Source organism: Nocardiopsis halophila DSM 44494 (genome assembly GCF_000341245.1).
GTDB lineage: Bacteria > Actinomycetota > Actinomycetes > Streptosporangiales > Streptosporangiaceae > Nocardiopsis_A > Nocardiopsis_A halophila.
In genome coordinates, this window is the sequence record NZ_ANAD01000012.1 from 13,353 (window position 1) to 36,348 (window position 22,996).

The following is a 22,996-nucleotide window of genomic DNA, read 5'->3' on the forward strand; positions in this document are numbered from 1 at the left end:
GGCCGCGCTCGACGTGGGACGCTACCAGGGGCCGGGGCGGCCGCAGCCGCTCAGGCGGCTCGCGCCCCCGCGGCGTCAAGGCCGTCAGTGCCTCGGATCGCGGCCCTTCGGCCCCAGGGCACCCCTGTGGTCCGTGACGTAGGGTGATCGCCATGCCGACGACCGATACCGCTCGCAACGTCCCCCGCCCCTCGCTCCCGGTCAACGCCTGGGCGATCCTGGGGCTGCTCTCCTTCGGGACGGAGCTCTCCGGGTACCAGCTCCGCCAGTGGGCGGAGAACATTCTCGGCTACTTCCACAGTGTCCCGGCGATGAGCCAGATCTACACGGAGCTGCAGCGCCTGGAGCGGCACGGCTACGTGCACCACCGCAGCGTCCCGGTCGCCGACGCCACCACCGGGGGCCGCAACGCCCGCGCCAAGCGGGGGTACGAGATCACGCCCGAGGGGCGCGAGGCTCTGGCGGCCTGGATCCGCGACACCCCGGTCGAATACCCCACCGCCCGCAACGGCGCGATGCTGCGCGTATGGCTGGGCGCCTATGCCGAACCCGACCGGCTGCGCGAGATCGTCAGCGAGCACCGCGACCGCTCCGAGGAGATGCGCGCGGCGGCCGAGCTGTCCAATCGGATCGCCGAGCACGACTACACGCGGCACCGCTACGCCACCCTGGTGACCTCATGGGCCGAACGGCGCTACGCCGCCGAGCGCGACATCGCCGAAGAGGTCCTGTCCGAACTGGATGCCGTGCTCGCCCCGCGGGGCGGTCAGGGCGCGGACGGCAGAGAGGGCTCCGTGGGCGCCGAACAGCGCACCAACTCGTAGCAGGCGATCGCCGCGGCCGCCGTGACGTTGAAGGAGTCGACGTCACGTCCGGCCATGGGGATGCGCACCCGGGCATCGGCCTGGTCCAGCCACCGCGACGAGAGGCCGTCCCCCTCGGTGCCCAGCAGGAGCGCGGTCGGCCGCCCCGGCTCTGCGGCCAGCTCCCTGTCGATCGGCGCGGAGTCCTCCCCTGGCGTGAGGGCGAGGACGCGCAGCCCCCGGTCGCGCAGCTCCCCCAGCCCCTGCCTCCAGTCGTCCATGCGGGCGTAGGGCAGTGTGAACACCGAGCCCATGGAGACCTTCACCGATCGCCGGTACAGGGGGTCGGCGCATCGGGGCGACAGCAGGACGGCGTCGACGCCGAGGCCGGCGGCGCTGCGGAAGATCGCGCCGACGTTGGTGTGGTCGACGATGTCCTCTAAGACGACCACGCTCCGCGCCCCTCGGAGCACATCGCCGACCGCGGGCAGCGGCCGCCGGTGGAACGACCCCAGGGCGCCCCTGTGCAGGTGGAAGCCGACCAGCCCTTGGGCGACCTCTTCGGAGACGATGTACACCGGCGCATCGACCCCGTCGACCACGTCCCTCAGGGCGTCACGGCGGCGCTCGGTCAGCAGCAGCGACCGCGGAGCGAACCCCGCGCGCAGCGCGCGGCGGATGACCTTGTCGCCCTCGGCCATGAACAGCCCGTGCTCGGCTTCAAGGCTCTTGCGCAGGGTGACGTCCCGCAGCCCGACATAGTCGCCCAGACGGGGGTCGCGGGGATCGGTGACCTCGATGGCTTCCATGGCCCACCATTGTCGCCCAGGTCCGGGACCGGCCGACGGGCGCGCCCTTCGGACCGGCCTCCGGGCCGGGGCTCACGGCACGGGCTCGGCGGCCACAGCGTCGGTCAGGGGGCGCAGGCGCTGCCAGCGGACCTCTTCGCAGGAGTCGGTGCGGGAGACCTCGGTGTCGACCTCCTGACCGTCCCACTCGCCGGTGATGCGGGCCCGCCCGGCCCCGTACTCGTGGTCCTCCTCGCACACGGCGCCCTCGGGGACCTCGTCGAAGAGCCCGATGCCCTCGCCGTCGGCGGTCTCGGCCTGGACCAGCGCCAGGTCGGCGCAGACCCCGGGGTCCTCGGAGGCGTCGCCGGTGCAGGTGACGCTCTGGATGTAGGCGCGCTCCTCGACCGACAGCTGCACCTGCAGGCGGCCGGTGGGCGCCTCGGGCTCCTCCTCGGTCGCCTCGCTGACGGGGTCGAGCACTCCGGCGGCCGAGGCGCCGGTCTCCGGCGGGGCGGGCAGGAGGGACAGGACCGCGCCGAGCACCCACGCGATGGCTCCGCCGGCGCATACCGCCCCGAGCACGGCGGGGCCGATCGCGCGGGGGGACCGGCGCCGGGGGTTCTGCTTGGACATGGATGCCACTCTACGTAGTTGGACGATTACTTTCCGGCGCGACGGCCAAAGGCGGCGGTTCGTCCGCCCTGTCCCGTCACCCCCCGCGCGCACCGGGGCTCGCCCCCGCGCGCCTCTCTTCTCCGGGATCCGTCGTGCACCGACCACGCATACTAGCCACCCCGGCCAAACCGGGCACCACCCGGCCCGCGACCGGGTGCGCTCTTCTCCTGGCCCCCTACTTGGCAGTAAGGTCGCCGCCAAGCACGCCCCACCCCCGGAGAAGCCCCCGTGTCCAGCGGCCGCCACCGTCTCGAACAGCGCACCGGCTCCCGCACCCGCCGGGCGCTGGCCTCGCCCCTCGGCCTCACCGCCGCCGCCCTGGCCGTGATCGCCGCCGCCAGCCTCGCGGTGCCCGCCGCCCTGCGCTTGGCCGACTGCGGCCAGACGCGGTACCTGCGCATCTCCGGCACGCTGAGCATGGCCCCGCTGCTGCGCCAGGCCGCCGACGAGTTCAACGCCCAGGAGATGCGCTACGACGGCACCTGCGTGCTCGCCCAGGCCGACGAGACCGCACCGCACCGCATCATGACCGAGCTGTCCGGCGGCCCGGGCGGTGCGGCCGTCCGGCCGGACGTGTGGGTGCCCGAGTCCTCGGCCTGGGTGGAGCTGGCCCGGATCTCCGAGAGCGGCGCCCAGGCGGTGGAGACCGAGCCGCGCTCCCTGGCCGCCTCCCCGGTGGTGCTGGCGGCCCCGGAGGGCGCCGAAGGGGTGCGCGCCTCCGGCGGGACCGCCTGGGACCTGCTGCTCCCCGGCGAGCGCGACCCGGACCGGCCCATGGTGATGGTCGACCCCAACCGCGGCGTCGACGGCATGGCCGCCATGCACGCGGTACGCCGGGAGCTGGGCACCGGGGACGCGGCCGACACCGCCATGACGGACTTCGTGCGCGACGTCCAGCTGGACACCGCGTTCGGCGAGATCGACCCCGCCGGCCTGTTCCCCGCCTCCGCGGACGAGGCGGCCGCACCGCTCGCGGTCCTGCCCGAGCAGGCCGTGGCCTCCTACAACGCCGGGTCCCCCGGCACGCCGCTGCGCGCGCACTACCCGTCCGAGGGCACGGTGATGCTCGACTACCCCTTCGTGAGCACCGGCGACGACCCGCGCATCCGCCAGGCCGCCCGGGACCTCTACGGGATCCTCGAGCGGCCCGCCTACCGCGAGCGGATGCGGGAGATGGGCTTCCGCGACCCCGACGGCGCCGCCTCCGGGCCGCTGGCCGAGGCCCCCGGCATCGCCCCGGAGGTGCCCGAGACCCACGAGGACCTCACCGGGGACGCTCTGCTGACCGCGCTGGACGACTGGAACCGGCTGTCCATGCACTCGCGCACCATCGTGCTGGCCGACGTCTCCGCGGCGATGGCCGACGACCTCAACGGCGGGCCCAGCCGCCTCGAGGTGACCCGCACCGCCGCCGAGACCGGCCTGGCGCTGTTCCCCGACCGGACCGACATGGGCCTGTGGCTGATGTCGGAGGAGTTCGGCTCCGACGGCCGCGACGTCGCCGCCGACCCGGGGCCGCTGGAGCAGGCCGTGGGCGAGGGGGGCGCCACCCGCCGCGAGGAGCTGCAGGAGGTCGCCGAGGACATCGAGGTCGCCGGGGGCGGGTCGCGGCTCTACGACAACATCCTGGACGCCTACCGGGAGGTGGAGGCCGGCTACGACGAGGACCGGATCAACTCGGTCATCGTGCTCACCGCCGGGTCCGACGAGGGGTCCAGCGACATCTCGCACTCCGAGCTCGTCGCCGAGCTTCAGGACCGCTTCGACCCCGAGCGCCCGGTCACCATGTTCATCATCGGCTTCGGCGCCCAGTCCGACCGCGAGGAGCTGGCCGCCATCGCCGAGGCGACCAGCGGGACCCTCTCGGTGACCGACGACCCCGGGGAGATCGGCGACATCTTTCTCAGCTCGATCTCGCGGCGCCTGTGCGTGCCCGACTGCGGCACCTGAGCGGCACCGGAAACGACGACCGGAACCGGGTCACCGGGGCTGACCGGAATCCCCTCTCGGGCCCATGACCACTGTTCACCCCAGAATCGGACTTCGCTAACCTTCCGAGGCACACGTCACAAACCCCCCACCCCGACGCCCTACCCCCGAGACCACATCGAGGACCACCTTGGGACGCCACCGCGGTAATCACGCAGACGACGGAGACGCCGACCGGCGCGGCGCCGAGGGCCGCAGCCGCCGGCGCCGACGCCGCGGCGGGGCCGTCGCCGCGCTCTCGTCGGCCGCCGCCATCATCCTGGCCGTCGGCCTCACCGGCACCTACATCTTCCTCAACCAGAGCGGCTGCGGCGGCAAGGACATCGCCCTCGACGTCGCCGTGAGCCCCGAACTCACCACCGCGGTCCAGGGGGTGGCCCAGCAGTTCAACGAGCAGGACTACGCGGTCGACGGCCAGTGCGTGCGGGTCAGCGCGCGCGGGATCGAGTCCGCCGACGTCGCCTACGGGATCACCGGCGGCGGCCCCACCATGGGGGACACCGACTCCCAGGTGTGGATCCCCGACTCCTCGCTCTGGGTCAACTTCGTGCAGGAGAACTCCGGAGAGGGGGTCGTCAGCGACACCGGCACCTCGGTGGCCGCCTCCCCGCTCGTGCTGGCCCAGCCCGAGGAGGTGGCCGAGAAGGACGACGAGGAGGCCTCCTGGGAGACGCTCGTGCCCACGTCCGCCCCCACCGAGGGGGAGTCGGGCAGCGACGTCCGCCTGGTCGACCCGGTGCGCAGCTCCGCCGGGCTGGCCACGCTGGCCCTGATCTCCGACGCCATCGGCGGCGGCGAGGACGACGAAGGGCAGGCCCAGCTCGTCGCGGCGATCCAGGCCCTGCAGGAGGGCGCCACCCCGAGCGAGGAGGCCGCCTTCGAGGCGTTCTCCGAGCAGAGCGCGGGCGACGGCGCCGCCCCCGTCCTGGTCCTGTCCGAGCAGGCCGCGGCCCGCTACAACCGCGACCACGCCGACACCCCGGCGCGCGTGCGCTACCCCGACACCGGCTCCTACACCCTCGACTACCCCTACGTCACCCGGACCGACGATCCGCTGACCACCCGCGCTGCCCAGGTCTTCCGCAGCGCGCTGGAGGAGGACGCGGCGCAGAAGCGCTTCCAGCGGGAGGGCTTCCGCACCCCGGACGGGGCGATCGACGGCGAGGCGCTGCCCGAGGAGCAGGGCTTCCAGGCCGACATCCCCGAGAACCTGCCCACGCCGAACAACGAGAGCGTCGAGCGCCTGACGAAGGCCTGGAACCAGTTCAAGCTCGGCACGCGCCTGCTGACCATCGTCGACGTGTCGGGATCGATGCTGGAAGAGGTCCCGGGGACCGGGATGAGCCGCATGCAGGTCACCACCGCCGCCGCCGAGCAGGGCCTGTCGCTGTTCAACGACAGCACCGAGCTGGGGCTGTGGGAGTTCTCCACGGGGCTGGACGGCGACCTGGACCACCGCGAGCTGCTGCCCATCCAGGAGCTGGCCGGCGAGGGCGCCGACAGCGCCACGCACCAGCAGGACGTCGCCGCGCGGCTGGGCGGCATGGAGCCGGTGCCCGACGGCAACACCGGGCTGTACGACACCTACCTGGCCGCCTACCGGGAGATGGCCTCGTCCTACAAGTCCGACAAGGTCAACGCCATCCTGATGCTGACCGACGGCAACAACGACGACCCGGACGGCATCGATCTCGACCAGCTCGCCTCCACCATCGAGGAGGAGTCCAACCCCCACCACCCGATCCCGGTGTTCACCATCGCCTTCGGGCCGGGCATCGACCTCGAGCCGATGGAGCAGGTGGCCGAGCTGACCGGGGGCGAGGCCTACAAGACCGAGAACCCCGCCGAGATCGGCGACATCTTCCTGCAGGCCTTCTCCCAGCGGCTGGAGAACCAGGAGGGGCAGGGCGGGGCGTAGCCCGCCGGGCCTGCCGGGCCGCCCGTGACCGGATTCGGCCAGGGGCGGCCCGGAAATTCGGTCCGAAACCCGATGATCGTGACCGTTAGATCCCTGTTCCCCCCACGCCGGGACCTATGGACTAATCGCCCCGCCTCGCGTACTCAGAAAAGTGGTTGTGGTGTGCGACGGAGGGTGGCGGCCGTGGCCGACGCATGGATGCCGGGCGCCGGACGGGTGGAGTGCACCTTCACCCCTGAAGGGCCGTTCCACGGGGGCGCACCCCGCGCGGTATGGCGAACCACGGAGTCGGATCCGGCGGCGCTCAGCGCGCGCTCCGTCGCCGAACGCCTCGACTCCGAGGGGCGCTCCACGCACCTGGTGTGGAACCCCCTCACGGGCGAGGTCGCCCAACTCCTGCCGGCCACCGCGCCGGCCAGTGGAGAGCTGCTCGGGGACGGAACCGACCGCGCCCACGAAGGGCGCGCGTGCGTGATCGTGACCGTCGTGGGACGGTCCGACGAGCCCTTCACCGACGGGCCGTTGAAGGGCATCGATCCGATCCTGCGCTGGCTGGCCGTGTGGGGCGTGGCGCGCGCGTGGCCCCCCGGACCGCCGCCCGCAGCGGCGACGCCGGTTCGGGACCCCGTCGCCGAACGGGCGTGGGGCCGCTCGGGCCACTTCGGCGCCTCACAGGTGCCGGGGGTCGGCGGCCACGGTCCCGGCGAGATCGACGTGCAGCGGCTCCTCTCCCCCTCCCCGGAGCGCCCCAGGGCCCGGCTGTCGGGGCCGCGCGGGCGCCCGGCCCCTCTTCCCGGGCCCGCGCCGCAGGAGGGGTCCGACAACCCCCTCGACGCCTCGTACGCGGTCAGGCGGTGAAGGCCGTCAGGGGCACCTGCGCGGACCTGCACGGTCGCCGGACCCCTTAGTCTGTCCGCCATGGGTGGAACGATCGAGCCAGGCTGGTACCACGACCCGCACGGCGGTGACGGCCGGCTCCGGTGGTGGAACGGGCAGGAGTGGACCCAGCACGTCCGCAACCTGTCGGATCTGCGGCCGGACGCGTCGGGGGGTGCGGCCGCGGGCTCCGCGGGCGAAGACGACGAACCGACCGCCGACCTCGGCGGGGGCCGGAGCGCGTCTACGGACGAGACGCCCCCCTCCTCTCAGGGGTCGTCGTTCCCCTCCACGCCCGACGAGGCGACCCTCCCGCGTTCCCAGGGAGCATCCTTCCCCCCGGCGCCGGACGAGTCGACCATCCCGACCGGCGGCGGCATCGACGCCGGAGGCGCCCCCATCGGGGACGAGCCCTCGACGATGCGGATCCCGCCGTCCTCCGGCTCCGATCACGGGGCGCAGTACGGCGGCCCCTCCTCCGCGGCACCTGAGGCTCCCTCCTACGGGGACGAGCCCAGCACGATGCGCATCGACGCCGCCGCGGCGGCGTCGTACACCTCCTCCCACGCCACACCGTCCGCACCGGCCCCCGGCCAGGACGACGAAGAACCCACAGCCGACCTCGGCGGCTCGACCATGCGCATCGACCCCGCCGCAGCCGCCTCCTACACCTCCTCCCACGCCACACCAGGACACGATCCGCCCGCGGACTCCACCATGCGGGTCGACCCCTTCACGAACGCCGCCGAGCGCACGGACGACCTCTCCGAGCACACCGACGGCCCCACCGAGCGCACCGACGACCTCAGCGGCCCGTCGGCGGAGCCCCGGACGGCGGTCTTCCAGCCCGGTCAGGCCGACGAGCCGCGGACCGCCGTGTTCAACCCGGACGAACCGGCGCTGGCCGAATCCGGGGGTACCGGCGACGGCGAGGAGAAGCGCGGCGGCTTCAACCGCTTCTTCGGCGACCTGAAGGAGGGCTTCTCCGAGATCGCCGAAGAGCGCAGACAGCAGCGCGAGGAGGCCCGTAAGAAGGCCGAGGAGGAGGCCCGCCAGAGGCAGGAGGCACAGGCCGCCGAGGCAAAACGCCAGGCCGAGGAGCAGCAGCGCCTCGCCGAGCAGGCGCAGGAGGCGGGGAGGCAGCAGGGCCCCGAGGGCACGCCCGGCACCGCCTTCCAGGGGCCGAGCGGTGCCTACCCCGGCGCGGAGGCCCACGGGGCCGAGCAGGGCCGTCCTCCGTCCGGGCCGCAGCAGCCCTACCCCGGACCGGGCGGCCCCGACCGGGGCTTTCCCCCGTCCGGACCGCATCCGGGCGCCGGCCACCAGCCTCCGCCGTACCCGGGGGCTCCGATGGGACCCGGCCCCGACCAGGGCCGCCCTCCCTCCGGACCTCAGCAGCCCTACCCCGGCCCCTCTGGGCCGCAGCAGCCTTACCCCAGCCCTTCCGGCCCTCAGCCTCCCTACCCCGGCGCCCCCATGGGCGCCCCGGGCCCCGGCGGTCCGGGCGGCCCCGGCGGTCCGGAGCAGCCCCCGCCCCCGCCCCCGTTCCCCGGACCGGGCGGGCCGGGCGGGCCGATGGGCGCTCCAGGCGGCCCCGGCGGTCCGGACCAGGGGTTCCCGCCCGGCGGCCCGCCGCCGTACCCGGGCGCTCCGATGGGACCCGGCCCCGACCAGGGCCGCCCTCCGTCCGGGCCGCAGCAGCCCTACCCCGGACCGGGCGGCCCCCAGCCGCCGTACCCGGGCCCGGCAGGGGCTCCGCCCGGCTTCCCCGGACCCGAGGGACACGGACCGCATCCGGGCCCCGGCGGCCCGATGCCGCCCCCGCACGCCCATGCCCCCGGCCCCATGCCGCAGGAGCCCAACCCCTACGGCGGCGGCCCGTCGCCCTACGGCCCGCCGCAGGGGCCGACGGGCGGCAACGCCCCCCAGGGGCGCTCCGGCAGGCGCAAGAAGGAGAAGAAGGGCGGTTGCGGCTGCTTCGGCTGCGGCACGGTCCTGGTCGTGGTGCTGCTGGTCCTGGTCGTCATCGGCGCCTACCTCCAGTACTCGGGGACGCTCGACGTCGTCTGGCTGCTGTTCGGGGTCTGAGCGGCCGTCGGGCGGAGCGGCCCGCCAGGGATTCGCAGCGCACGCGCGGGGACCGGTCCGATCGGGGCCGGTCCCCGCCCTTCTTCTCCCTCCGGCCCTGCCCCCGCCACCGCCTCCGGTGGAAAACCGCACGTCGCAAATGGGCCTAAGCTGTCCGGTATGAATGACTCCCTGGTGTGGATCGACTGCGAGATGACCGGGCTGGACCTGGAGAACGACGCCCTGATCGAGGTGGCGTGCGTCGTGACCGACGGCCAGCTGAACCTGCTGGACGAGGGCCTGGACATCGTCATCAAACCGCCGCAGTCGGCTCTTGAACACATGGGGGACTTCGTCACCAAGATGCACACCGACTCCGGGCTCATCGACGAGCTGGACAACGGTGTGACGCTCCAGGAGGCCGAGGAACGGGTGCTGGAGTACATCAAGCGCTTCGTGCCCGAGCCGAAGAAGGCTCCGCTGTGCGGCAACTCGATCGCCACGGACCGGCTGTTCATCGCCCGTGACATGCCCCGCATCGACGACTTCCTGCACTACCGCATGGTGGACGTGTCGAGCATCAAGGAGCTGCTGCGGCGCTGGTACCCGAGGGTGTACTTCAACAGCCCGGAGAAGCACGGCGGCCACCGCGCGCTCGCCGACATCACCGAGAGCATCCAGGAGCTCCGCTACTACCGCGCGGCCGCCTTCGTCACCCCTCCGGGACCCGACACCTCCACGGTCCGCTCCGTGTCCGCAGAGGTCGCCGCCGGCGGGACCGGCCTCCCCCAGGGCGCCGACGCCGGGCAGCGGGGGGACCATTGACCGAAGCACTCGCCGGAGTCCGCTAGACTCTTCATCAGAACGCGGGAGACAACCGGTCAAGACCGGCGTAGCCCGCGGCACCATGGTGGGTGTAGCTCAGTTGGCAGAGCACTTGGTTGTGGTCCAAGAAGTCGGGGGTTCAAGTCCCCTCACTCACCCCACGGGAAGGCCCCGGCCGTCGCGACAGACGGCCGGGGCCTTCTGCATGCGGCAGAGGGGCCCGGTCGTTCCCGGCCCGGCGTCTGGAATCGGCGCGCCCGCCTTGTCTCCGTTGGCTCCGCAGAGCCGCTGTCCTGCGGACGCGGCCTGGCAGGGACCGGGGTCGGCGATCGTGCGTGGTGAAGTCACCACTCCAGGCCATCGATAGTGGCGATTCCACCACTGTCGATAGGCGGCGGGGCCGATACCGGAACGACAGCGAGCCGAAAACGAGCCGAGGTGTTCCCCGGTCGCCTGCCCTTCTCCCTCCCGCCCCGAGACCGGAAGCGGACCGGGGGCACCACGCCGTGCTCGGTTACCATTCCCCTGAGTGGGCCCCTCCCCGCGAACGTCGACACGCCCCCAGGGAGTTCGCCGGTGACACTCCCCGCCTCGGCCCTGAACCCGGCCGCGTCCGCCGCGCGGACCTGCACGGTCGCGCTGCTCACGGACGCGCCCGCCACCGGGCGCATCGAGGACGGGCGGGCCCGGCGCTTCGCACTCAAGGGGCGCTCGCGCTCCGAGCAGTCCGCGCGCTTCATCGACTTCGCCCTCCAGGAGACGCGCGCGGGGCGGGCGGTCGTCGCCGTCTATCCCGCCTGGCGGGCCGAAGCGGCACAACGCGCGCTGCTGCACGCTCGCGCACGGGCCCTGACCGACGAGATCGCCGGTGTCGCGCTCGGCCTCTCCCCGCTCGCGCTGTCGGTTCTGGCCGACCGCCTGGCCGCGCTCGCAGCGGTCCACCCTCCAGGCGTCGTCGCCTCCGCCGCCAAGGAGCTGCCCCGGCACATGCTCTCCGGGGCCTGTCTGCACAGTGTGGCCGGGCTGAGCGCGCTGCCGACGTCCGTCGCCCTGCACGCGGCCTCCTACCTTCCCCGCACTACCTTCATCGCCTTGTGCTGCCCGCACCCCGCGGTGTTCCGGCTCCCGCACGGCGAGGTCGGGGAGTCCCTGCCCTCGCTCCCCTCGTCCGCCGACGCCCCCTTGGAGATCGTGGCCTCGTCGGGCGTCCACGGGGTCTCCTCCTTCGACGACGACCTCCTGCCCGCCCTGCGGACCGCCACGGCGCACGTCGGCCCTTTCCAGCCGCTGGGGGCGGAGTTCTGGGGGACGTCCCGGTACACCGAGTTCGCGGCGTTCGAGACCGGCCCCCGGGCGTCCGCCCGCGCCCTGAACGCGCTCCGCACGGTCCTGTGCCGCTGGTGCGGACAGCAGGTGGACGGCGCGACCTGTCCGTTCTGCCGCTCCCGTCTTCCCCTGCGCCCGCCGACGGCGCAGATCCCGACGCCCCGCTCCCCCGACCACCGGCCGGAGCCGCCCGCCCCAGCGCCCTCGCCCCGGTCCTCACCGCCCGTCCCGGCTCCGCGCCGGTCGCCCGCGTGGCCGCACCCGCCGGCGGGGCTTCCGCTGGCCCCCAACGGGACGCGTCCACCCCACCCCATCACCGCGCCGGGGGACCCCCGGGAGTGACCGGCCCGGTGCCCAGCCGCCATACTGGTGCCGTGGCCGAACGAGAGAACGCCGGAACGGGCGCGGCCTCCGCGCGTCCCCGGCTGGAGATCGAATACTGCACCCAGTGCCGCTGGCTGCCCCGTGCGTCCTGGATGGCCCAGGAGCTGCTGACGACCTTCGAGGCCGACTTGGGCGAGGTGGCGCTCGTCCCCGGCAGCGGCGGGGTGTTCGAGGTGCGCCTGGACGGCGAGGCGATCTGGTCGCGCAAGAGCGACGCCGCCTTCACCGACGCCGCCGACCTGAAGAAGGCCGTCCGCGACCGGGTGGCCCCCGGCCGCCCCCTGGGCCACTCCGACCGCACCGGCTGAGGCCTCCGGCGCCGAGAGCCGCGGACGGGTCATCGGGGCGCGCGTCGTCCAGGCGATCGCGTCGGTACCCGCGTTCGCCGTCACCGGTCCCGGCTTCCTGTCGCCGGGCGTGTGCCGTTCCCTCGGATCCCTCAAGCGCGCTCCGCGCACCGGCCTGAAGCGCTCAGGCCCGGTGGACGTCCTCCAGCCACGGCTGGAGCCCCCGGTCCTGGAGGTACCACAGCAGGTTCTGCGCGGACGCGGCGTCAACGTCCCCGCCGTCCTCCCAGACCGCCTCGCATTCCTCGCACATGCGGAAGCGGGAGCCGTCGAGCGGCATCGGCACCCGGTAGTCCTCCACGAAGCCGAACGTGCAGAGGGGACAGCGCAGCATCGGCTCGTCGTCGGTCATGGCCCCACCCTTTCCCCGACCGCCGCGCTGCGCAAGCGCGCGGTACCACAGGCCCCGCCCTCCCCCAGTGGCCGAACCCGCACGGACTGTGATGGCATGGGCACCTCGGAACTTCCGCCACAATGGTCGCGGTCCGGAAATGTGTGCCCAGATGACGCATTTCGCGACCTTCGCCCCTAGTGAGCCGGCGCCCCTCCCCAGTTCCCCGCCCCTGAAGGGAGCCCCCGTGCGAGTCCTCCTGCTGTGCTCGGCCTTCAACGGCCTCAGCCAGCGCACTTGGATCGAGCTGCGACGCGCAGGACACGACGTGTCCGTCGAGCTCGCCATCGACGAGGAGACCATGGTCGAGGCCGTGGAGCTGGCCCGGCCGGAGCTCATCATCTGTCCGTTCCTCAAGGACCGCGTCCCTGAACGGATCTGGAAGAACCACCGAACGGTCATCGTGCACCCCGGCCCGCCAGGCGACCGGGGGCCCTCCTCCCTCGACTGGGCCATCACCGAAGGCGCACCCGAGTGGGGGGTGACCGCCCTCCAGGCCGTCGAGGAGATGGACGCCGGCCCGATCTGGGGGTGGCGCACCTTCCCCCTCCCCGAGCAGCCGCCGAAGAAGAGCTCGGTGTACAACGGACCGGTCACCGAGGCGGCCGTGGCACTGGTGCACGAGGTCGTCGCCAAGGCCGCCGACCCGTACTTCCTTCCCGAGCCGCTGGACTACGAGCGGCCCGAGGTCACCGGTCGGCTGCGGCCCACCATGCGCCAGGACGACCGGGCCTTCCGCTGGAGCGACCCCACCTCCCGCATCCTGCGCAAGGTGCGCGCCGCCGACGGGGCGCCGGGCGTGCGCACCACCCTGTGCGGCGCCGAGGTGCGAGTGTTCGACGCCGAGGAGGGGCCCCGGGTCTCCGCCGAGCCCGGCACGGTGGCCGCGCGCAGCGACGGCCGGGTGCTGGTGGCCACCGGCGACGGCGGCCTGTGGGTGGGCCACCTCAAGGTCGGAGCGCCCGGCGAGCCGGGCGCGATCAAGCTGCCGGCGGCCACCGCCCTCGGTTCCCTGATCGAGGGCGTGCCCAACGCCGACCCGAGCGTGCTTCCGGCCGACCTCGGATACGGCGACGGGGAGATCGTCTACCGCCGCAGCGGCACGGTGGGCGTGCTGACGTTCGACTTCTACAACGGCGCCATGTCCACCGAGCAGTGCGTGCGCCTGACGGCGGGGCTGCGCCACGCCGTCCGCCAGGACACCCGGGTGCTGCTCCTGCGCGGCGGAGAGGTCTTCTCCAACGGGATCCACCTCAACGCCATCGAGGCGGCCGAGGACCCCGAGGGCGAGGCCTGGCGCAACATCCAGGCCATCGACGACGTGTGCCGGGAGATCATCACCTGCTCCTCCCAGCTGACCGTTGCCTCCGTGGGCGGAGGGGCCGGGGCCGGCGGGGTGATGCTCGCCCTGGGCGCCGACCGGGTGCTGGTGCGCCAGGGGGCGGTGCTCAACCCGCACTACGCCACGATGGGGCTGTTCGGCTCGGAGTACTGGACCTATGTGCTGCCGCGCCGGGTGGGCGACGCCGCCGCGGCGGCGCTCACCGGAGAGTGCCTGCCCATCGGCGCCGAACAGGCGGTGGAGCTGGGCATGGCCGACGAGGCCCTGGGCGGGTCCCGCCCGGAGTACGAGGAGGCGGCGCTGGCGTACGCGCGGCGCCTGGCCGACCGGGGCAACTTCGAGCGCGTGCTCCAGGCCAAGAACGACCTGCGCCAGGCGGACGAGCGCCGCCGCCCGCTGGAGACCTACCGGGTGGCCGAGCTGGCGGAGATGAGCCGCGACATCTTCGACGACCGCAACGGCTTCCGGGAGGCCCGACGGTCCTTCGTCCACAAGCACAAGGCCGACGCCACCCCGGCCAACCTGGCGGACCACCGCGCCCCGACCATGCGCGACGTGATGGTCTGACCCTCCCGTCTCCGGGCCCCGGCCTGCAGGAGGCCGGGGCCCGTCCTCCTCACGGTCGTCCGCGGCGACGACCATGGCAGAGGACATGACAGATGTCAGACCGGAGGGCTCATTCCTGTCACCCTGCACCGATGACCGGAACGACTACCCAGTGGGCCCGCCGCACGGAACGATGTGGACCATGACGAACTCGCCTGCTCCGAACGGCCCTCAAGAGGCCGCGGACGGGGCTTCGGGCCCGCCCCCGGACACAGCCGCCGGCACCGGCGCCAACGGCCCGGCTCCGGCCGACCTACCGGACCCGGACGACCGCCCTTACCTCCCCTGGCGCGGCAAGGCGACACGGACGGACAAGGCGCTGGCCGCCACGCTCCTCGGGATCACGGTCCTCCTCCTGCTCCTCTGGCCGCTGCGGCCGTTCATGATCGCGTCGGCCCCGGTGGCACTCGCCTTCGCCACCGGAAGCAAGGCGGCGACGGGCGGGGTCGCCGCGTTCGCGGCGGTGGGGGAGTATCCGCTGTGGCTCGCCCTGCTGGCGGGAACGGTCGGCATGGCCAAGTTCGACTGGCTGTTCTGGTGGACCGGCCGCCAGTGGGGCCAGGGCATCGTGAACATGTTCGCCCAAGGGGACAGGGCCAGGCGGTTCGCCGCCAAGGCCCACAACTTCAACCCGTGGATCCTCAGGGCCGCGGTCCTCCTGGCCGTACTGCCCGGGGTCCCCACCGCGCTGGTCTTCGCCATGGCCGGCTGGACCGGAATGCGCCTCGGAACGTTCCTCCTGTTCAACCTCCTCGGCACGGCGTCCATGGCTGGCGTGGTCGTGGCAGCGGGATACGCCGCAGGCGAGCAGGGGGTAGAGCTGATCACCACGATCGACAGCTATGCGCTCTGGATCAGCCTGGCCATCATCGTCGCAATGGCCTACCTGGGCGCCCGAAAGGCGAACCACGGCACGGCGACGACGCAGACCCCCGCAGAATGACCCGCGGCCGTGTTCCCCGACCTCATCCACCGGCCCCTGAGTCGGACCTAAGATGAACGCATGGACCGTCTGCCGGAATGGGCCACGTCGCCGGAGTCCCTCCTTCTCACCGAGGAACAGTACGAGGCGCTCCCAGATCAGGTCCGTAAGCTGATCGAGGTCATCGACGGCCACGTCGTCTTCTGCCAGAGCGGCACACCTGAACACAGCGACGTCGCCCGACGCCTGGCCAACGCATTCGAGTCGGCAAAGCCCGCGGCTCCGTGCCGCAGGGTCTCCACCGACATCGACGTCTATTTCGTCAGGCGGACGCGGCGCGACGGGAAACTGTCCTTTCGCCGCCCTGGCGTCTCGATCTATCGCTGCATCGAACGAGGCTCCAAAGTGACGACCGCCGGAACCGAGCTGGTGGTCGAGGTCGTGTCCCCGGGATCCGGTTCGACCGATACCGTGGACAAGCTCGCGGAGTACGCGAACGAAGGCATATCGGTGTACCTCGTCGTGTTCCTCGGCGACGACCTTCTGGTGAGCGCGATCCGCGAGTACCGCCTGGACTGGGCGAGCAGGACCTATCGCCTGGCGGAGACGCACGAAGGCGCACTCGAACTCGAGCACCCGTTCGCGATGAGCGTCCCCTTCAGCGACCTCGACGGGTGAACACACGTGCGGCGCTCCTAGGGAGCTTTTCTTGGATCACCCCTTAGAGCAACGGTCGGCGCCCGCGCGTTGAGCCGTCGGGGCGCCCCGGAGGGGCACCGGACGCTCTGCCAGACTGGAGGAGGCGAAGAGGAACACGGGCATGTAGGGAACCGGCCTCCGCGTCGCCGGCGGGGGAGGCCCCGTTCGCAGGCCCCGAAGGAATACCTCCTGCGCACCGCCTTCTTGGCCGGAACCGGCCAAGGGCTCCCCCTCCCCTCACGGCCGCGGAGCAGGCAGGGTTCACCTGCGATTCCGCCAGAGGACGGAACCCGTCCCCCATCGCCGGCGTCTCAGCCCTTGCGAGGGGGCCTCTGCTGCTCAGAGGCACCGCGTCCGAGCGGCCGCACCGCCCCCAGCCAGAACCCGAGGGGCCGACGGGAGGAATCGACGGCAGGACCGGCCGTACACAGCGCACCACGGCGCACACGCGTGGTCAGACGCGCGCAGTAAGCTGTCCCACCACGGAATCCTCCCAAACAGCGCGACCACGACGACTCGCCGCACGTCCCCATCCCCCTTGATCATTGGGAGTTCGCTGAAGTGACCACCCGTTCCTCCAGAAGCGTCAGCGCTGTCGCCCTCCTCGGTGACTACCCGAGCACTGGCCTCCTCGGGGCACACCAGGCCGAGCGCTTCCCCATGACCGGTGAGGACAAAGGCGAGCAGGCGGACGCGTTCATCGAGTTCGCGCGGGCCAATCTGGAGCAGGGGCGCAAGGTCACCGCGCTGTACGCCAAGTGGAACGCCGAGCGCGCCGAGCGTGTCATCGCCTTCGCCCGAGGCGCGCTGCTCACCGACGAGATCGGGCAGATCCCGCTCGACATCTCCCCGCTCGCCCTGTCCCTGGTCTCCGACCAGCTCTCCTACATGTCCCCTTACCTGCCGGCCGGGGTGACCGCCTCCCTCGCCCACGAGCTGTGCCGACACGTGCTCGCGGGCGCCTGGCTCAAGCGGGTGAACAACCTGGCGACGATTCCGATCACGTTCAAGCAGCACATCGGCTCCTACCTGCCCCGCACCACATTTCTGGCGTTCAACGCACCGGTGAAGCGCGTCGGCCGGGTGAAGAAGCGCGATCCCCGTCCCAACCTGCCCAACCGGCCCCTGGACCCGGTCCAGGTCCTGGTATGCCGCCCCGACGACTACAGCCTTGACGAGTTCAACGAACAGCTCACCCCCGCGCTCAAGGCGGTCTCCCTGAACGCGCTTCCCGAGCAGCCGCTCGGGCCCAAGTACTGGGGGGTCCGCAAGTACATCGAATTCATCGTCTTCAGCGCCCACCCCCAGGCCCTCACGAGCACCCCCCGGGCCATCCGCCCCTCCACCTGCGTCTGGTGCCGGGAGCTGGTGGACGGCCTCATGTGCCCCTACTGCGGCAGTATCAACCAGCCCCCTGTCGGCCGACCGCCCACACGCGGCGCGGACGTCCCCGCCCCTCCGACCAAGAGCACCGGGGAGCACATCCGCCCCGCGTGGGTCGGAGCACAGCGCCAAGGCGGCCCGACCGGCCCCCAGCAGCCCCATCCCGGAAGCGCGGCACCGCAGCCGCACTCCGGTCGACCCGTGCCTCCCGACGGAGGCCACCCCAGCGGCCCCCAGCCCCGGGCGGCACAGGAGCACCGTCCTCCCGACAACGCGGCCTACCCGCGCACGTCCCCGGCCGGGCCGTCGAGCGCCTGAGCGCGGCACCGACCCGCCCGCACGAATCCGAGTCCCTGCCCCCTCCTCCCTAGGAACAGAAGCGTATGAACCCCCGCCAGCGACGCGGCCTCCTGCTTATGATCGTCGCCGGTATCGGCGCCGTCGCGGTCTTCCTGACCGTGGTCTCCTATGTGAACGGCATCAACCGGGAACTGGGCACCTACCGCACCACCCTGCGCCTGACCCAGGACATCTCCCCCTACCAGCCGATCACCGAGGAGATGGTCGAGGAGCACCAGGTCCCCGCACGGTTCTTCGACGAGGAGACCTTCATCTCCAACCTGGACCAGGTGCTGGACCAGCCTGGACGCACCCCCGTCTCCTCCACGTACATCGCGGAGGGATCGCTTCTCCAGACCAGCATGGTCATCCCCGCCCCGCAGCTGGAGGCGGGCGAGCGGGAGATCGCCATCATGGTCAACGCGGAGACCGGCGTCGCGGGCAAGGTCAGCCGCCAGTCCCGGGTCGACATCTACGCCACGTTCCCGGCGGACGGGGAGGGCGACAGCTGTGCCACGCGCGTCCTCACCGACGTCGAGGTCCTGGAGGTCGGCCAGGTCGGCCAGAGCACCGATGAGTCCGGCATGACATCGGCGACGGTCCCGGTCACCTTCCGCCTCAACCCGCAGGACACCTTGCAGCTCACCTACGCCGAGGCCTTCTCCGCCTCACTCCGGCTCGGCCTCATCAGCCCCGAAGGCTCCGGCGACCCGGGGAACATCCAGTTCTGCAGCAGCGACCAGCAGGACCTCGAGGCCGAGGGCCAGAACAACAGCGAGGAGCAGCAGGACGGCCAAGAGGAGCCGAACTAGTCATGAGCCACAAGATCATGATCGGCGTCCCCAGCCCCGAGCTGGAGACGTCGCTGACGGTCCGTTTCGACGAGCTCGGCGACTGCGAGATCGTCAGCGTCCACCGCTCCTACGCCGAAGTGAGCGAGACGCTGCGCTCCATCCCGGACCTCGACGTGCTCATCGTGCACGAGGACCTGGGGCCGCTGCCGGCGGTGGAGCTGATCCGCGACGTCGCACGCAACCACCCCCAGCTGGCCATCCTCCTGATGGTCGACGAGTCCGCGCCCGAGGTCTTCACACGGGCGATGGAGGCGGGCGCACGCGGCGTCCTGGTGCAGGACTGCACCATCGGTGAGCTCGACGCCAGGGTCAGCCAGGCCGCGGAGTGGTCGCAGACCCTGCGCCGGCACTTCGAGGAGGCCAACGCCAATGTGCCCACTTCCGGGCGCAGGGGCTCCATCATCACGCTCACCGGCGCCAAGGGCGGCATCGGCACCACGACGCTGGCCATCCAGCTGGCGCGTGCCGCGGCCCAGGCCGGCCGCTCGATCTGCCTGGTCGACCTGGACCTGCAGAAGGGCGACATCCCGGGCTACCTCGACCTGAGCCACCGGCGGAGCATCGTCGACCTCGTCCAGGCGGCCGACAGCATCAGCGGATCGATGCTCGGCGAGACCCTCTACGTGCACCCCGAAGGGATGCACATCCTGCTCGCGCCCCGCGACGGCGAGCGCGGCGAAGAGGTCACCGAGATCGCGGCCCGGCAGATCCTCGCGAGCCTGAGCTCGCGCTATGAGCTGGTGATCGCCGACTGCGGCTCCTACATGACCGATGCCACCGCGATGGCCTGCGAGCTGGCGCACACCTGTCTGGTGACCACCACCCCGGACCTGCCGGCGCTGCGCGCCGGGCAGCGGCTGATCTCCATGTGGGAACGGCTGCAGGTGCGCGACAAGAAGAACGTCAAGGCGCTGCTGCTGCGGCACAGCCGCCAGAACGAGATCCAGCCCGACTTCGCGCGCAAGCTCATCGGCGTCGACCTCGTCCCCACTCCGATCCCGTCGATGTTCCGCAGCCTGGAGGAGGCCTCGAACACCGGCGACCCCCGCCGGATCACCGACCAGAACCTCCTCAAGGCCTACAGCAAGGTCGCCGGCGAGCTGAACATCCTGGAAACGCCCCCCGAACCGGACCTGGTCATGCCCCAAGAAGCACCTGAGGACACCGACACCCCGAAACCCCCCAGGAAAAAAGGCCTGTTCAACAAAACCGAAAAGAACAAGAAAGCAAAACCCAAGAGAGACAAAGCCGCAGACAAAGGCGCACAGTTCGTCGAGTTCGCCGCAGTGGTTCCATTCCTACTATTGGCCGCACTACTCGTCTGGCAGGTCGTACTCTACGGCATGACCAGCCTTTACGCCGGCCACGCCGCGAACGAAGCGGCCCGCCAGGCCGCGGTCACCCCCAACGACCTCGGCAGAATCACCGGCGAGGCCGCCAAACGCGTTCGAGCACCCTGGGACGACAGCTCCACCTTCCATATCGACATCGATCACCGCACAGAGGGGTCATTCGCACGGGCGACACTGGCCATGCCCGTCGTACTGCCAAGCGCGTCCTCACCTTGGGATGTGACAGGTGAGGCCATGATCGTATACGAAAAATGACGCCCCTCACAGAGTCGCCAATTCGAATTTTGGACAGGACCCAAAAATCCATCAAAAAAGACGAAAACAGCGAGAAAGGAACGGGCATGGCGCGTTCCCGAGCACACCCTCCTCACCCTCTCAAAAAACACCGCCAGAGAGGCGACCGAGGATCACAATTCGTTGAATTTGCTGGCTTTCTGCCTCTCGTGCTGATCACCGTAGTGATGTCGATGGAACTGTTCGCGTCCTTCTTGGCGATGGAACGCCTCGAAAATGCGGCGCGCAACGGCGCTCGCGTGGCTGCCGAACAGGGAACCCAAGCCGGCACGGATGCAGCACGCGACTCCCTCCCAGGATGGCTGTCCCACGCCGAGGTCACATCTGGCTTTGACGACGGCACCTTCTATCTGGAGACATCCGCGAAGCCTCCGTTCATGTACCCTGCCGCCGAGTTCGACTTCGAGATTTCCAGACGGGTTGATATGCCCGCTCTCTGACCACGTAAGTATCCTCGATTGCATCCGGCGGATCCACCCCTAGTATCCGCCGACCAGTCACCCCATTCTGCACCAACGGAGTTCACCCCACATGGGCCTGCGCAACCGCCTCGACGAGAACTCTCAGGTAATCCGCGAGGCCGCCGACCGTAACAGCGTCACCCACTGGCGCCAACGCCTTCTCACCGAGGTCAATCTCGAGGATCTCGCCAAGCTCGGCATGCAGCAGCGCCGAATCCGTCTCGAGAAGGTCGTGGGTCACCTGCTCTCGCGAGAGGGGCCTGTGCTCTCCGACCGCGAACGCAGCTCACTCATCCGCCGCGTGGTCGACGAGGCTCTGGGCCTCGGGGTGTTGGAGCCGCTCCTGGCCGACGACAGTGTCACTGAGATCATGGTCAATGGTCCTGACACCATTTACGTGGAGCGGAGCGGAAAGGTGGAGCGCATTTCCACTACCTTCGCAAGCGAGGCCCAGCTCATGCAGACGATCGACCGGATCGTCTCCCAGGTGAACCGCCGGGTCGATGAGTCCAGCCCGATGGTCGATGCCCGTCTTCCCTCTGGCGAACGTGTCAACGTCATCATCCCGCCGCTCTCTCTCACGGGCGCGACCATCACCATCCGCCGGTTCCCGAAGCCATTCACCATTCAGCAGCTCGCCGCGAAAGGCAGCCTGGACGAGCACACTGGAGCGCTGCTGGCGGCACTCGTTCGGGCTCACTTCAATGTCATCATCGCCGGCGGTACCGGAAGTGGTAAGACCACTTTCCTCAATGCGCTGTCCGCCTTCGCCCCTAACAGCGAGCGGATCATCACCATCGAGGACTCGGCGGAGCTCCAGTTGCAGCAGGAACACGTAATTCGGCTGGAGTCGCGTCCGCCCAACATGGAAGGGGCCGGCCAGGTCACCATCCGCGACCTGGTCCGAAACTCGCTCCGGATGCGCCCCGACCGGATCATCATCGGTGAGGTTCGGGGGCCGGAAACTCTGGACATGCTGCAGGCAATGAACACCGGCCACGACGGCTCCCTCGCCACCGTGCACGCCAACTCCGCCGATGACGCCGTGTACCGGCTGCTCACCCTGGCCTCGATGAGCGAGGTCAAGATCCCATTCGAGGCCATCCAGGACCAGATCAACGCTGCAGTGGACGTCATCGTTCACCTCTCCCGATACGCCGACGGCTCAAGGCGTATCGGAGAGATCGGAGTAGTCACGTCGAGCAGGCGGGAAAAGTTTCAACTGACACCCGTCCTGCGATTCGAACCGCAGCCCTTGGATGCCCGCGGAAAGATCAACGGCGTTTTCCGCCGTTTTCCCCTACCAAAGCACATCGCGGAGCGAATCATAAACGCTGGCGAAGTGATCCCAGCCGTGTTCACCGAGCCCGAACACACCGTCCCCCTTGGAGCATCCTCGTGAGTCTCGACACCGTCGCCCTACTTCTGATGGCCCTCACATCGGTCGTCGGGGTCTGGGGTTTCCGGGAATGGGCACTCGGTACCCTGGATCGTCGCGACCTCGCTTCCCGTGGCACCTTGGAAGGGGCCGAACGCCACGGCCGGTCTCCTCTAGCCAGGCTCGACGCGATGCTCCGCACTGCCGACTTCGGTGTCAAGCTGGAAAAGAGGCTGCGCTCGGCCGGCTTGGAGATGAAGCTGTCCACCTTCATCCTGATGACATCGGTGGCGTCGGTCATCGCTGTGGTGTTCCTCTGGCGCGCCTTGGCACCGATCTTCGGGATCGTCGCGGCGTTCGGGATCGTCGCGGCCGTCCTTGGCTATCTCAGGCGCCAGGAGGAACGCCGGAAGGAGGCTTTCACGGCTCAGCTGCCAGAACTGGCCCGAGTACTGTCAAACGCGACACAGGCCGGACTGGCCTTGCCGACGGCGATCGACATGGCTGCGGAGGAGTTGGACGACCCCGCCGGCGCAGAGCTTCGCATCACGGCTCGATCGATCCAGTTGGGACAACCTTTCGAGGAGGCCATTGCGGATATGCGGGAGCGGATGCCCTCCCGGGAGATCGGGGTGCTGATCAGCACCCTGCTGGTCTCCTCCCGCTCCGGTGGTGCTCTCGTGACATCCCTGCGCAACATTTCAGGAACGTTGGAGAGCCGCAAGGAGACGCGACGCGAGGTGAAGACCATCCTCGGCGAGTCAACGGCGACCGCCTATGCGCTTTTGGCCATGGGCATTGGCTCGTTTTTCTTGGTGAATACGCTGATGCCGGGCGCCATCTCCAACATGGCGCAGAGCGCCCCGGGCCTCATCATCATCTGCGTCGCACTCGCGCTCTTCACGATCGGCTTCGTCTCGGTCCTGCGCATGTCCAAGATCGACTTCTGATCCTTCGACCCTTCCGGAGCCTCA

At 70.8% G+C, this 22,996-nt stretch carries 20 protein-coding genes and 1 tRNA gene; 18 read left to right on the plus strand and 3 right to left on the minus strand.

Going from position 1 to position 22,996, the window contains the following annotated elements; genetic code table 11:
- Nucleotides 1–152: 152 nt before the first annotated feature.
- The gene (locus D450_RS0101225; protein WP_017536866.1) at nucleotides 153–824 is read left to right on the plus strand and encodes a PadR family transcriptional regulator; all 672 of its coding nucleotides are present in this window, start codon (nucleotides 153–155) and stop codon (nucleotides 822–824) included.
- On the opposite strand, the gene D450_RS0101230 is transcribed toward D450_RS0101225, so the two are convergent.
- Together D450_RS0101230 and D450_RS0101235 are read right to left on the minus strand one after the other, a co-directional pair.
- Entirely contained in the window at nucleotides 767–1,612 is an 846-nt protein-coding gene (locus D450_RS0101230; protein ID WP_017536867.1) for a TrmH family RNA methyltransferase, read from the minus strand. The genes D450_RS0101225 and D450_RS0101230 overlap by 58 nt on opposite strands.
- Nucleotides 1,613–1,684: 72 nt before the next feature.
- Entirely contained in the window at nucleotides 1,685–2,227 is a 543-nt protein-coding gene (locus tag D450_RS0101235) for a hypothetical protein (protein WP_017536868.1), read from the minus strand.
- 270 nt (nucleotides 2,228–2,497) lie between these two features.
- Between D450_RS0101235 and D450_RS0101240 the strand changes: the two genes are divergently transcribed.
- The 8 genes from D450_RS0101240 (at nucleotide 2,498) to D450_RS0101275 (ending at nucleotide 11,962) form a co-directional block, all read left to right on the plus strand.
- Nucleotides 2,498–4,219, plus strand: coding sequence for a substrate-binding domain-containing protein (locus D450_RS0101240; protein WP_017536869.1), 1,722 nt, complete (start codon nucleotides 2,498–2,500; stop codon nucleotides 4,217–4,219).
- Nucleotides 4,220–4,388: 169 nt separating this feature from the next.
- A complete protein-coding gene (locus D450_RS0101245) occupies nucleotides 4,389–6,176 on the plus strand; it encodes a substrate-binding and VWA domain-containing protein (RefSeq protein WP_017536870.1) in 1,788 nt (595 codons plus the stop codon).
- A 174-nt stretch (nucleotides 6,177–6,350) separates the two neighbouring features.
- Nucleotides 6,351–7,034, plus strand: coding sequence for a hypothetical protein (locus tag D450_RS0101250; RefSeq protein ID WP_026128313.1), 684 nt, complete (start codon nucleotides 6,351–6,353; stop codon nucleotides 7,032–7,034).
- A gap of 60 nt (nucleotides 7,035–7,094) precedes the next feature.
- Nucleotides 7,095–9,140 carry a DUF2510 domain-containing protein gene (locus tag D450_RS0101255; RefSeq protein ID WP_026128314.1) on the plus strand — a complete coding sequence of 682 codons (2,046 nt, stop codon included), beginning with the start codon at nucleotides 7,095–7,097 and terminating at the stop codon, nucleotides 9,138–9,140.
- Nucleotides 9,141–9,299: 159 nt separating this feature from the next.
- The gene (gene orn, locus D450_RS0101260) at nucleotides 9,300–9,944 is read left to right on the plus strand and encodes an oligoribonuclease (RefSeq protein WP_026128315.1); all 645 of its coding nucleotides are present in this window, start codon (nucleotides 9,300–9,302) and stop codon (nucleotides 9,942–9,944) included.
- A gap of 85 nt (nucleotides 9,945–10,029) precedes the next feature.
- Nucleotides 10,030–10,105, plus strand: a tRNA-His gene (locus tag D450_RS0101265).
- A 415-nt stretch (nucleotides 10,106–10,520) separates the two neighbouring features.
- Nucleotides 10,521–11,612, plus strand: coding sequence for a hypothetical protein (locus D450_RS0101270; protein WP_017536873.1), 1,092 nt, complete (start codon nucleotides 10,521–10,523; stop codon nucleotides 11,610–11,612).
- Between the two features lie 32 nt (nucleotides 11,613–11,644).
- Nucleotides 11,645–11,962 carry a SelT/SelW/SelH family protein gene (locus D450_RS0101275; protein ID WP_017536874.1) on the plus strand — a complete coding sequence of 106 codons (318 nt, stop codon included), beginning with the start codon at nucleotides 11,645–11,647 and terminating at the stop codon, nucleotides 11,960–11,962.
- Nucleotides 11,963–12,125: 163 nt separating this feature from the next.
- On the opposite strand, the gene D450_RS0101280 is transcribed toward D450_RS0101275, so the two are convergent.
- Nucleotides 12,126–12,353, minus strand: a complete 228-nt coding sequence (locus D450_RS0101280) for a hypothetical protein (protein ID WP_017536875.1) — start codon at nucleotides 12,351–12,353, stop codon at nucleotides 12,126–12,128.
- A gap of 226 nt (nucleotides 12,354–12,579) precedes the next feature.
- Between D450_RS0101280 and D450_RS0101285 the strand changes: the two genes are divergently transcribed.
- The 9 genes from D450_RS0101285 to D450_RS0101325 all read left to right on the plus strand — a co-directional run bounded on the left by D450_RS0101285 (nucleotide 12,580) and on the right by D450_RS0101325 (nucleotide 22,972).
- Complete coding sequence (locus D450_RS0101285) at nucleotides 12,580–14,301, plus strand: hydrogenase maturation protein (RefSeq protein ID WP_017536876.1); 1,722 nt, start codon at nucleotides 12,580–12,582, stop codon at nucleotides 14,299–14,301.
- A gap of 181 nt (nucleotides 14,302–14,482) precedes the next feature.
- On the plus strand, nucleotides 14,483–15,283 hold the full coding sequence (locus D450_RS0101290; protein WP_039820018.1) for a DedA family protein: 801 nt from the start codon (nucleotides 14,483–14,485) through the stop codon (nucleotides 15,281–15,283).
- 60 nt (nucleotides 15,284–15,343) lie between these two features.
- Nucleotides 15,344–15,940 (plus strand): Uma2 family endonuclease, encoded by a 597-nt coding sequence (locus D450_RS0101295; RefSeq protein ID WP_017536878.1) that lies wholly within the window; start codon nucleotides 15,344–15,346, stop codon nucleotides 15,938–15,940.
- A gap of 681 nt (nucleotides 15,941–16,621) precedes the next feature.
- A complete protein-coding gene (locus D450_RS0101300) occupies nucleotides 16,622–17,662 on the plus strand; it encodes a hypothetical protein (protein ID WP_017536879.1) in 1,041 nt (346 codons plus the stop codon).
- 65 nt (nucleotides 17,663–17,727) lie between these two features.
- A complete protein-coding gene (gene cpaB / locus D450_RS0101305) occupies nucleotides 17,728–18,495 on the plus strand; it encodes a Flp pilus assembly protein CpaB (RefSeq protein ID WP_026128316.1) in 768 nt (255 codons plus the stop codon).
- A gap of 2 nt (nucleotides 18,496–18,497) precedes the next feature.
- Nucleotides 18,498–20,144, plus strand: coding sequence for an AAA family ATPase (locus D450_RS0101310; RefSeq protein WP_017536881.1), 1,647 nt, complete (start codon nucleotides 18,498–18,500; stop codon nucleotides 20,142–20,144).
- Entirely contained in the window at nucleotides 20,141–20,623 is a 483-nt protein-coding gene (locus D450_RS0101315; protein ID WP_241483011.1) for a TadE/TadG family type IV pilus assembly protein, read from the plus strand. The genes D450_RS0101310 and D450_RS0101315 overlap by 4 nt, the downstream gene beginning before the upstream one ends.
- 91 nt (nucleotides 20,624–20,714) lie before the next feature.
- Nucleotides 20,715–22,046: a CpaF family protein gene (locus tag D450_RS0101320; protein ID WP_017536883.1), complete on the plus strand. Its 1,332-nt coding sequence runs from the start codon at nucleotides 20,715–20,717 to the stop codon at nucleotides 22,044–22,046.
- Nucleotides 22,043–22,972, plus strand: a complete 930-nt coding sequence (locus D450_RS0101325; RefSeq protein ID WP_017536884.1) for a type II secretion system F family protein — start codon at nucleotides 22,043–22,045, stop codon at nucleotides 22,970–22,972. The genes D450_RS0101320 and D450_RS0101325 overlap by 4 nt, the downstream gene beginning before the upstream one ends.
- Nucleotides 22,973–22,996 lie beyond the last annotated feature (24 nt).